Source organism: Kitasatospora sp. NPDC057738, from assembly GCF_042798815.1.
Taxonomy (GTDB): Bacteria; Actinomycetota; Actinomycetes; order Streptomycetales; family Streptomycetaceae; genus Kitasatospora; species Kitasatospora lactacystinica.
Window position 1 is genome coordinate 40,669 of record NZ_JBHVJT010000038.1, and the last position, 10,348, is coordinate 51,016.

A 10,348-nucleotide genomic window follows, 5' to 3' on the forward strand; every position below is an offset into this window, starting at 1 on the left:
TCGATGTCGGTGCCGGGACTGCCGGAATCAAACAGTGAGGTGGGTCACGCCGCACTGATGTTTGATCTAGGAATCAACGGCCAAAGCGGACATTTCGGTCATGATTGCATGGTCATTACCAGCGGTAACCCCCGGCTGAGCTGGGCAAATCGTTGAAGTTTTGGCTTCCTCGTCGACCGGCTCGTAGCTTCTTGGTCGGCGCAACGAGCGCCACCCGGGTTCACCCCCGACGCACAGCCCCCCGGTCCGCCGGGTGCGGCAGGTGCCCGCCGACGCGATCGCTCGAACAGGTCGTCGGCGAGCGGCTGGGTGGCCGGGGCGGCAGCGGCACGTCCGACACGTGCACGGCCGTCCGACGGACGCGGCAAGCGAACGAGGCCCCTTCCAGGGCCTGGTTCCGCATGTCCGCCCGGGGCTGTCGAGAGGAACCCCATGACCTTCCGTAACGAGACCGCCGCTGCCACCACCTCCACCGTCACCAAGCGCAACCGCGTTCGGATGGCGGTCGTGGCGGGCGCCGCTGTCGCGGCCCTGCCGGTGGCCGGCCTCGTCACGGCCACCTCGGCCTCCGCCGCCTCGGTCTCCACCTGGGACGCCGTCGCCCAGTGCGAGAGCGGCGGCAACTGGGCCATCAACACCGGCAACGGTTTCTACGGCGGTCTGCAGTTCACCTCCAGCACCTGGGCCGCCTTCGGCGGCACCGCCTACGCCCCGCAGGCCAACCAGGCCACCAAGGCGCAGCAGATCGCCGTCGCCGAGAAGGTCCTCGCCTCGCAGGGCCCGGGCGCCTGGCCCGTCTGCTCCGTCAAGGCCGGTCTGACCAAGGGCGGCGCCCCGGCCGCCGTCGACACCTCGGCGGGCTCCACCTCCGGCTCGACCGCCGCCAAGCCGGCGCAGACCCCGAAGGCCGCCGCCAAGCCGGCCGAGGCCCCGAAGGCCGCCCCCAAGGCCCAGGCCGCGCCGAAGACCGACGCCGTCGCGCCGAAGGCTGCCGCCCCGAAGGCCGATGCGTCGAAGGCCGACGCCCAGAAGTCCGCGCCGAAGGCCGACCAGGGCGCCAAGTCCTGGAACCGTTCGAACGACGCCAAGCCGGCCGCCAAGGGCGACTACACCGTCAAGGCCGGTGACACCCTGAGCTCCATCGCCGCCGCGCAGGGCCTGGACTGGCACGACCTGTACCAGAACAACGCCAAGGTCATCGGTGGCAACCCGAACCTGATCTTCCCGGGCCAGACCCTCAGCATCTGAGGTCTCACCGAGCGCTGAGGTCGGTCCCGTGCGCAGCCGGCATCGGCTGCCGGGTTCACGGCGCCGGTGCCCGACCGGGTGGCGATGCGCCGACCTGTCGAGGTGCTGACGAACCGATGTGCCGACGTGCGGACGTGCCCACGTGCCGACGTACGGACATCAGGACGTAGGGACGTGCTGACGTACCGATGTACGGATGTACCGACGTACGGATGTGCTGACGTTCCGATGTGTTCATGTGCACGGCTTCCACGGCCGCTTCTCCGTCGCGCGGGTTCTTCCCGCCGACCGGGGGAGCGGCCGTCGGCGTTCGTGGGCCGGCGCGGTGCGGGAGGATGGTGGGGTGATCCAGGGTGAGCTGTTCGGCGACCCGGGTGGGTGCCCGGACGGGCGCGAGCGCTCCGAACCGGCCCCCGGCGCCGTCCTGCTGCCCGGCTGGCTGGACCCCGGCGCTCAGCAACGCCTGGTCGCCGCCTGCCGGGAGTGGGCCCGCCCGCCGGCCGGCCTGCACGCCGTGCGGATGCCCACCGGCGGGATGATGTCCGTCCGGATGGTGAGCCTCGGCCTGCACTGGTACCCGTACGGGTACCGGCGGGTCGCCGAGGACGGTGCGCCCGTCAAGCCGTTCCCGCCGCTGCTCGGGGAGTTGGCCCGCAGGGCCGTCGCCGAGGCGTACGGGGCCGCGCTGGGGGAGATCGCGGGCGCGGCGTCGTACGAGCCGGACATCGCGATCGTCAACCACTACGCGCAGGGCGCGAAGATGGGGCTCCACCAGGACCGCGACGAGCGGGCGGACGCGCCGGTGGTCTCGTTCTCGCTGGGCGACGGCTGCGTCTTCCGGCTCGGGAACGCCGAGACCAGGACCCGTCCGTGGACCGACCTGGAACTGCGCAGCGGGGACCTGCTGGTGTTCGGCGGTCCGGCCCGGTTCGCGTACCACGGGGTGGTGCGGACGCTGCCGGGGACGGCCGATCCGGCCCTGGGACTGGTCGGGCGGCTCAACATCACGGTCCGGGAGTCGGGCCTGGGGGAGTAGCCCCGGGAGACGGGGCCGTCGCTCGTCTACTCGTTCGAGTGAACCGGGGGTTCCGGACTGCTGCGCGGGAATGACCCGGGTCGCCGGAGAATTCGAGTGAGCTGGAGAATGCATTCGGAGTCCGGAGAGGAAGCGTGCGCATGGGTACCCCCGTCGACGACCTGGTCGATCTGCTCGACCTTGAGCAGATCGAACTCAACATCTTTCGTGGGCGCAGTCCCGAGGACGCGCTGCAACGGACGTTCGGCGGCCAGGTCGCCGGGCAGGCACTGGTCGCGGCAGGACGCACGGTGGACGACGCGCGCCCGGTCCACTCGCTGCACGCCTACTTCCTGCGCCCCGGGGTCCCCGGCGTGCCGATCGTCTACCAGGTCGACCGGATCCGCGACGGCCGCTCCTTCACCACCCGCCGGGTGCTCGGCATCCAGGGCGGCCGGTCGATCTTCGCGCTCACCGCCGACTTCCACAGACCCGAGGAGGGCGGCATCGAGCACCAGTACCCGATGCCGGCCGTCGCCGCCCCCGAGGACCTGCCCAGCGCCCTGGACGAGGTCGGCTCCCGGCTCGGCGAGCTGCCCCCGTTCATCAGCCGCCGCCAGCCCTTCGACATCCGCTACGTCGACCGGCTGCGCTGGACCGAGGAGGAACTGGAGGGCGTCGAGGCGCGCAGCGGCGTCTGGCTGCGCACCAACGGCCGACTGCCGGACGACCCGCTGATCCACGTCTGCGCCCTCACCTACGCCAGCGACATGACGCTGCTGGACGCCGTCCGCGCCCCGGTCGAGCCGCTGTGGGGCGAGCGGAACTTCGACATGGCCTCGCTCGACCACGCGATGTGGTTCCACCAGCCGTTCCGGACGGACGACTGGCTGCTGTACCAGCAGGAGTCCCCGATCGCGCACGGCGCGCGCGGCCTCGCACGCGGACAGATCTTCGACCGGCACGGCCGGCTGGTGGTGTCCGTGATGCAGGAGGGACTGTTCCGTCCGCTGAAGCGCCGCGACGGGTAGGTGACCGGTAGGCGATGCGTGCGGCCGGTTCCGTGCCCCGTGTTGTGCCGCGTGTCGGCGCGTTGCCGCCGTGTTGCGGTTCCGGCGGTTCCGGGCCGACGGGAATGATCCGTCCGAGCGGACGGTGTTGTGGATGACCGAGAGGGGCGGCCCGAACGGCGGGCCGTCCGCGAACCGACCGGGAGGGTGGACCGATGACGGCGACAGCCGCGGAGGACTGGAAGCACTGGAGCGACGGCCGGGCGGCGTCGGTGAGCGCGGAGCACGGCCAGCTCGCGCTCACCGGCACGCACTGGCTGGAGCCCGAGCCGGCAGAGATCCCCGGCCTGCCCGGGCACTGGTGGGCCGACGCCGAGGGCGTGCGGGTCCGGGCCGCGGCCTCCGACGGCATCACGGTCGACGGCGCCGGCGCACCCGTGGACGGCGAGGTGCTGCTCCGCCCGGACAGCGACCCGGCCGCCGACACCGCCACCCTGGGCGCCCTGCTGCTCGTCCCGATCGAGCGCGAGGGCGAGCTGGCCCTGCGGGTCTTCGACCCGGCCGCACCCCGCCGGGTCGCGTTCGCCGGCATCTCCGCCTACCCGTACGCGCCCGAGTGGGCCGTGCCCGCCGTCTTCACCCCGTTCGAGGACGACGACGCGCGGTCGGTCGTCGTCCCGAACGCCGACGGCCGGGAACGCCCGCTGGCCGTCTCCGGGCAGATCGCCTTCACCGTGGCGGGCGAGCACCGCACCCTGACCGTCAGCGGGTCGGGCGGGCGGCTCAGCGGCGTGATCGCCGACGCGACCAGCGGCATCGACACCTACCGCTTCCGCTTCATCACCCTGCCGGCGCCCGACGCCGAGGGCCGCACCGTCCTCGACCTCAACCGGGCCTACCTGCCGCCGTGCGCCTTCTCGGACCACTTCATCTGCCCCTTCCCGCCGCCGGGCAACCGGCTGGACTTCGCGGTGGAGGCGGGGGAGAGGCAGGTGCTGAGCCGGTAGCGGCCCGGACGGGGCGAGGCCGGGCTGCGGTTCGGCTCGGGCGGGTCCGGGCCGCGGCTCGGCCCGGGCGTCTTCCGGCTCGGGCGGGCCCTGGTTCGGGCGGGCCCTGGCACGGGCCCCGGTGGGAGACCGTCCGGGGGCGGAGCGGAGCATGGGGGACTATGTCGAACAATCAACATTCCACGTCGTCCCCGTCGTCGTCCCCGTCGTCGTCCCCGTCGTCGTCCCGGTCCTCGTCGCCCGCCCCGTCCACCTCGCACGGCTCGGCCCCCTCGGCGTCCACGCCCGCCCCGGCCCCCTCCACCTCCTCGCACTCCGCCGCCGAGTCAGAACCCGATCCCGGGCCGGGAGGCGGACCCGGGCCGGGACCGGCGGCCGGCTCACCCTGGTACCGGCGGGCGTTCGCCGACCTCAGCCCGCTGCGCGACCACCCCGACTACCGCCGGGTCTGGGCCGGGCAGGCCATCTCCTCCATAGGCCAGCAGATGACGGCCGTCGCCGTCTCCGTCCAGGTCTACGAACTGACCGGCTCCGCCTTCGCGACCGGCCTGGTCGGCATCTTCTCCCTCGTCCCGCTGGTCGCCTTCGGCCTCTACGGCGGCGCGATCGCCGACACCGTCGACCGGCGCAGGCTGGGCCTGATCGGCTCGGCCGGCCTGGCCGTCGTCTCCGCCGCCCTGGCCGCGCAGGCACTGGCCGGCCTCGGGCTGGTCGCCGTCCTGTACGCCGCCGTCGCCGCCCAGGCCGGGTTCTTCGCGATCAGCTCGCCCGCCCGGTCCGCGATGATCCCCCGCCTGGTGCCCAGCCACCAACTCCCGGCGGCGAACGCCCTGAACACCGTCAGCATGAACCTCGGCCTCACCGTCGGCCCGATGCTCGGCGGCGTCCTCATCGGCACCTACGGCGCCCAGGCCGCCTACCTGATCGACACCGTCGCCTTCACCGGCACCCTCTACGCGATGTGGCGCCTGCCCGCCATGCGGCCGCTCGGCGAACGCAAGGGCCGCGCCTCCGTCCTCGACGGCCTCCGCTTCCTGCGCGACCAGCCCAACCTGCGAACCAGCTTCCTCGCCGACCTGGCCGCCATGGTCTTCGGCATGCCGCGCGCCCTCTTCCCGGCCATCGCGGTCACCTTCTACGGCGGCGACGCCGGCACCGTCGGCCTGCTGGTCTCCGCCCCGGCCGTCGGCGCCCTGATCGGCGCGCTCTTCTCCGGCTGGGTCGGCCGCGTGCACCGCCAGGGCGCCGCCATCCTCGCCGCCGTCGCCGCCTGGGGCCTGGCCATCGCGGCCTTCGGCGCCCTCCACAACCTCTGGCTCGGCCTCCTGCTGCTCGCGGTCGCCGGCTGCGCCGACACCGTCAGCATGATCTTCCGCAACACGATGATGCAGGTCGCGGCCCCGGACGAGATGCGCGGCCGCCTCCAGGGCATCTTCATCGTGGTCGTGGCCGGCGGCCCCCGCCTCGGCGACTTCGAGTCCGGCACCGTCGCCGCCCTCACCAACCCCGCCACCTCCGTGATCACCGGCGGCCTCGCCTGCGTCGCCGCCGTCCTCCTCCTCGCCGCCCGCCGCCCCGCCTTCCTCACCTACGACGCCCGCCACCCCACCCCCTGATCCACCCACCCCCAAACCTGGCAGCGAGCACCCCCCGACGTGCTGTATTGTTTTCCACGTCGCCGGGACAACCGGAGACAAGGTCGAGAAGCCCACAGCAGAGCCCCCCAGGCCCCGCTGCAGGCACCGAGACCACGGGACGTGGCGCAGCTTGGTAGCGCACTTGACTGGGGGTCAAGGGGTCGCAGGTTCAAATCCTGTCGTCCCGACAGTGAAGTCGGTTGTGAGAGCGGGCACTTGGGAAACCAAGGGCCCGCTCTTGCTGGTTTTCGGGGCCCGTTTTTTGGTCCCGGGTGGTCCCAAGATGGTCCCCAGGTTTGGCCACAGGTGCGTCGCCACCCGTTGCTCCAGTGGCTGGTGTGTGGATTGTTCTTCGATCTCAAGGTGAAGTGCGAGACCTCCTTGCCGTTTTGCTGGAGCGAGGTGTGGTGGCGCACTTGACCTTCGGTCAAGTGCGCCGGTCGCGGGCCAAGTGGGTCAAACTGGTTCATATCGGGGCATTTCTAAGGCCTTTCTGGCTCCTGCTGCTTGCCGCGGCGTGAATCGGGCAGCATAGGAGCGGCTTGTCAGCGGCCATTTCGAGGCGATGGCAGTTACGGCGTGTTACCAGCGGCGGGTGATCTGGCCGTCGCGTTGGAGCTTCTCGAGGTGATGAGTGAGGGCTTGGCCGGCTTCCAGGATCCGGAGCACGTCGGGGTGGAAGTAGCGCTGGGTGGTGGTGATGAGCCGGTGGCCTGCGATTTCCTTGAGGATGTGCGGAAGGATTCCGGCGTCGGCCATCCAGGTTAGGCCGGTGTGGCGCAGGTCGTGGCGGCGCAGGTGTTCGTAGTCGAGGTCCCGGGTGACGTCGTCCCAGTGGGTGGCGTCGCGCAGGACTGCGGTGCTGATGCGACCGCCGCGCGGGCCGGTGTAGAGGCGGGCGTCCGGGTCGCCTCGCGTCGCTTGGAGCTGCCTGATGATGAGTGGCCGCAGTGGTTCGATGATCGGGATGAAGCGGGCGACCCTGCCTTTGGTGTGCTTGTCGACCAGGCCGCCGGGAGCGGGGGTGGTCTGTCGGCGGCAGGTCAGGAGCCACTTGTCGGTATCGACGTCGCGGGCCCGGACTCCGGAGACCTCGCCGATCCTTGTGGCAGTGCAGGCGCTGTGGACGACGACATCACCCCATCCGCGATAGCGGTTGTATGAGGCCGCGACTAGGGCATCGGCGAGTTCGGTGAGGGCGTCCCAGTCGCGCAGGGCGAGGGAGCGGGGATCCCGCAGTTCGTCTTCGACTTGCTGGTATTCGCGCTGTCAGCCGGTGATGTGGGCGGGGTTGTGTTCGAGGATGCCGTCCACGATGGCCTGCTCGAAGATGCGGGAGAGCATGGCGAGGGTGTTCTTGATCGTGGAGCGGCTGCAGCCATCGGCAATCCAGCCGAGAACTGCCGCAGTGATGAGAGCGGTGGTGATCAAGCGGAGGGGGAGTTGCCCGAGCTCGGGCTCGATCCGCAGGCGCCAGCCGGCGAGGTAGGGGGCGTACGTGGTGGTTTCCAGGCCGGTCAGGATGGCCGAGAGGCGGAGGTTGACGTAGTCGCCCAATGGCATGGAGGCCAGGGACGGGAGGACGGGGCTGCCGGTGGCGTCGGCCAGGATGGTCAACCATTGGGTGACCAGTGTCGGGTCGAGCCCATTGTGGACGGCCCCTGCCAGGAAGCTGGCCCAGGCCTGCGTCTGGGTCGGGGTGGCCTGGGGGGCCGGCGGGCGGGGGCCGGTAAGCGGTGAAGTGCGGTATTGCGAGCGCAGGGCGCTCGGCGGAGCCGGAAGGTCGGCGGTGGTGATCTCGCTGAACGGATCCGGGGCGACTGATTCCCAGGGATGCATTGAAGTACTCATGCACCATGGTTGCGCCGGTTCCGCTTGCTTGTTTGATGCCGTCATGGTGTCATTGCTTCATGCTCTATGCTGTGCCATTGCTGCAGGACATCGACCAGTCCGTCCTCGCGGAGATTGACGAGATGCGCAACCGGCTGCGTCTCCATCTGCGCACTTCACGTCGCTGGGAGGGGCAGCTGCGGCGTAACCTCACGGCGCGGGCAATCGCCGGATCGAACACGATCGAGGGCTACGCCGCGAGCGTGTCGGACGTCGAGGACATCATGGTCGGCGAAGCGCCGATCGATGCGAACGACACCGTCACGGCCGAGATCGAGGGCTATCGGCAGGCGATGACCTACATCCAGCGCCTCGCTGAAGCGGGCGACGACTTCGCCTACAGCAAGGGCCTGCTCAACTCGCTGCACTTCATGATGCAAGGCCACCACCTGATCAAACGGCCCGGCTGGTGGCGCACCGGGCCGGTGTACGTCACCTCCGCCGAAGACCCGACCATCGCCGCCTACACCGCCCCTGATGCCCAGCAGCTGGCAGAACTGACTGGCGAACTGGTCGAGTGGCTGAACGAGGGCGATCTGAACGCTCCGGGACTGGTGCGGGCCTCGATGGCGCACCTGAACCTGGTGGCCATCCACCCTTGGTCGGACGGCAACGGGCGGATGTCCCGCGCCCTGCACACCCTGGTCCTGGCCCGCGAAGGGATCATGGCGCCGGAGTTCTCCAGCATCGAGGAATGGCTCGGCCGGGCCCGCAACACCTACCGCTACTACGACATCCTCGCCGACGTTGGCGGCCCCGTCTGGACTCCCGACCGCGACACCCTGCCCTGGATTCGGTTCTGCCTGCGCGCCCACCACCAGCAGGCCCAGAGCGTCGAGCGCCAGGTGAACACCACCCGCGAGGTCTGGACCGCCCTCGACGAAGCCGTCGAGCGGCGCGGCTGGCCCGACCGCATGCTCTACGCCCTCTACCCCGCCGCCATGGGCAACCGCCTGCGCCGCGCCACCTACCAGGCCGACGCCGAACTCAGCGAACAGCAGGCCCAACGCGACATCCGCGAACTCGTTCGCGCCGGCTGGCTTGCAGCCCAAGGCGAGGCGCAGGGCCGCTACTACACTGCAGGCTCGGACCTTCCCGAAGCCATCGTTCGAGGCGTACGGGAACCGCGGCCCCTTCGTGATCCTTATGCCTGAGGTTCATTTAGTGGGTGCCAGGCCGATCAGGAGCGGCACGGCTTCCAGCGGGTTGATCGGGGTGTGTCCAGTGAACGGTGTAACTCGGTTGGGTTGAGTTAGCGGCGGCCGGCGGAGAGTCGGCCGTCGAAGGCGATCTCGAAGGCGTTCAACGCGGCCTTCCAGCGGGTCATCCAGCGTTTGCGGCCGTCACCGGTCGGGTCGAGGGACATGATCGCCATGTAGACGCACTTCAGGGCCGCCTGCTCGTTCGGGAAGTGCCCGCGCGAGCGGACGGCCTTGCGAATCCGGGCGTTGACGGACTCGATGGCGTTCGTGGTGCAGATGACCCGGCGGACCTCGACGTCAAAGCTCAGGAACGGCACGAACTCGGCCCAGGCGTTCTCCCAGAGCCGCACGATCGCCGGATACTTCTTGCCCCAGGCTTCGGTGAACTCGACGAACCGCTCGAGTGCGGCGTCCTCGGTCGGCGCGGTGTAGACGGGCTTGAGGGCCTTCGAGATCTTGTCCCAGTCCTGGCGGGCCGCGTAGCGGAACGAGGCCCGGATCAGGTGGACGATGCAGGTCTGGGTGACGGCCTGCGGCCAGACCGCGGCAATGGCGTCCGGAAGGCCCTTGAGACCGTCGCAGACGACCATGCACACGTCCGCGACGCCGCGGTTCTTGATCTCGGTCAGGACGTGCAGCCAGTACTTGGCGCCCTCGCCGCCGTCGCCGGCCCACAGCCCGAGGATCTCCCTGGTGCCCTCGACGGTGACCGCCAGCGCCACGTAGATCGGGCGGTTGGCGACCTGGCCGTCTCGGAGCTTCACGTGCACGCAGTCGATAAAGACCACGGGATAGACCGGGTCCAGCGGCCGGTTCTGCCACTCGGCCATGCCCGCGATCATCTGGTCCGTGATGGTCGAGATGGTCTGCTTGGACACCTCGGCGCCGTAGACCTCGGCCAGGTGCGCGGAGATCTCCCCGTGCGTAAGACCGCGGGCGGACAGCGAGAGAACCATCTCGTCGACCCCGGACAGGCGCCGCTGGCGCTTGCGGACCAACTGCGGCTCGAACGAACCCTCGCGGTCGCGGGGGACGTCGATCTCGACCGGGCCGACCTCGGTCAGCACGGTCTTCGACCGGATGCCGTTGCGCGAGTTCCCGCTGCCGGCCCCCGCCGGGTCATGCTTCTCATAGCCGAGGTGGTCCGTCATTTCGCCTTCGAGGGCGGACTCCAGGATCTTCTTCGTCAGCTGCTGGAGCAGGCCCCCCGCACCGGTGAGCTGCAGCCCGCTCGCTCGGGCCCGGTCGACCAACTGTCCGATCAACTGCTCGTCCAGGGCGTCCGGCTGCAACTCCACCGGCTTCGCTGCCTCGACGGCCTCGGCCGAGACGGTCACGT

The 10,348-nt window shown here is 70.4% G+C and carries 10 protein-coding genes and 1 tRNA gene; 7 read left to right on the plus strand and 4 right to left on the minus strand.

Annotation, left to right across the window (positions count from 1 at the left end):
- The first annotated feature begins 432 nt into the window (after window positions 1-432).
- From ACFVGO_RS21320 to ACFVGO_RS21335, 4 genes are all read left to right on the plus strand, one after another.
- The gene (locus tag ACFVGO_RS21320; protein WP_359899223.1) at window positions 433-1,248 is read left to right on the plus strand and encodes a transglycosylase family protein; all 816 of its coding nucleotides are present in this window, start codon (window positions 433-435) and stop codon (window positions 1,246-1,248) included.
- A gap of 346 nt (window positions 1,249-1,594) precedes the next feature.
- Window positions 1,595-2,284, plus strand: a complete 690-nt coding sequence (locus ACFVGO_RS21325) for an alpha-ketoglutarate-dependent dioxygenase AlkB family protein (protein WP_380348292.1) — start codon at window positions 1,595-1,597, stop codon at window positions 2,282-2,284.
- A 140-nt stretch (window positions 2,285-2,424) separates the two neighbouring features.
- Entirely contained in the window at window positions 2,425-3,294 is an 870-nt protein-coding gene (locus ACFVGO_RS21330) for an acyl-CoA thioesterase (protein WP_380633384.1), read from the plus strand.
- 194 nt (window positions 3,295-3,488) lie between these two features.
- Window positions 3,489-4,280, plus strand: coding sequence for a DUF1684 domain-containing protein (locus ACFVGO_RS21335; RefSeq protein WP_380633386.1), 792 nt, complete (start codon window positions 3,489-3,491; stop codon window positions 4,278-4,280).
- Between the two features lie 172 nt (window positions 4,281-4,452).
- Here the strand turns inward: ACFVGO_RS21335 and ACFVGO_RS21340 are convergent, their stop codons facing one another.
- A complete protein-coding gene (locus ACFVGO_RS21340) occupies window positions 4,453-4,584 on the minus strand; it encodes a hypothetical protein (protein WP_380633435.1) in 132 nt (43 codons plus the stop codon).
- 115 nt (window positions 4,585-4,699) lie between these two features.
- On the opposite strand from ACFVGO_RS21340, the gene ACFVGO_RS21345 reads away from it, so the two are divergent.
- Window positions 4,700-5,896, plus strand: coding sequence for an MFS transporter (locus ACFVGO_RS21345; RefSeq protein ID WP_380633425.1), 1,197 nt, complete (start codon window positions 4,700-4,702; stop codon window positions 5,894-5,896).
- A gap of 135 nt (window positions 5,897-6,031) precedes the next feature.
- Window positions 6,032-6,105 (plus strand) — tRNA-Pro (locus ACFVGO_RS21350).
- A 394-nt stretch (window positions 6,106-6,499) separates the two neighbouring features.
- Here ACFVGO_RS21350 and ACFVGO_RS21355 read toward each other — a convergent pair.
- Both ACFVGO_RS21355 and ACFVGO_RS21360 read right to left on the minus strand, forming a co-directional pair.
- A complete protein-coding gene (locus ACFVGO_RS21355; protein WP_380633427.1) occupies window positions 6,500-7,156 on the minus strand; it encodes a tyrosine-type recombinase/integrase in 657 nt (218 codons plus the stop codon).
- A 30-nt stretch (window positions 7,157-7,186) separates the two neighbouring features.
- Window positions 7,187-7,756 carry a hypothetical protein gene (locus ACFVGO_RS21360; RefSeq protein WP_380633388.1) on the minus strand — a complete coding sequence of 190 codons (570 nt, stop codon included), beginning with the start codon at window positions 7,754-7,756 and terminating at the stop codon, window positions 7,187-7,189.
- A gap of 83 nt (window positions 7,757-7,839) precedes the next feature.
- Here ACFVGO_RS21360 and ACFVGO_RS21365 point away from each other — a divergent pair, with 83 nt between their 5' ends.
- The gene (locus ACFVGO_RS21365; RefSeq protein ID WP_380633391.1) at window positions 7,840-8,961 is read left to right on the plus strand and encodes a Fic family protein; all 1,122 of its coding nucleotides are present in this window, start codon (window positions 7,840-7,842) and stop codon (window positions 8,959-8,961) included.
- A 98-nt stretch (window positions 8,962-9,059) separates the two neighbouring features.
- Here the strand turns inward: ACFVGO_RS21365 and ACFVGO_RS21370 are convergent, their stop codons facing one another.
- The gene (locus ACFVGO_RS21370; RefSeq protein ID WP_380633429.1) at window positions 9,060-10,346 is read right to left on the minus strand and encodes an IS256 family transposase; all 1,287 of its coding nucleotides are present in this window, start codon (window positions 10,344-10,346) and stop codon (window positions 9,060-9,062) included.
- Window positions 10,347-10,348: the final 2 nt, after the last annotated feature.

What these genes read in the sequence shown, in the direction of transcription:
- ACFVGO_RS21320 (WP_359899223.1), top strand. Translation starts at nt 433, where the DNA reads ATGACCTTCCGTAACGAGACCGCCGCTGCCACCACCTCCACCGTCACC.
- ACFVGO_RS21330 (WP_380633384.1), top strand. Translation starts at nt 2,425, where the DNA reads ATGGGTACCCCCGTCGACGACCTGGTCGATCTGCTCGACCTTGAGCAG.
- ACFVGO_RS21335 (WP_380633386.1), top strand. Translation starts at nt 3,489, where the DNA reads ATGACGGCGACAGCCGCGGAGGACTGGAAGCACTGGAGCGACGGCCGG.
- ACFVGO_RS21360 (WP_380633388.1), bottom strand. Translation starts at nt 7,756, where the DNA reads ATGCATCCCTGGGAATCAGTCGCCCCGGATCCGTTCAGCGAGATCACC.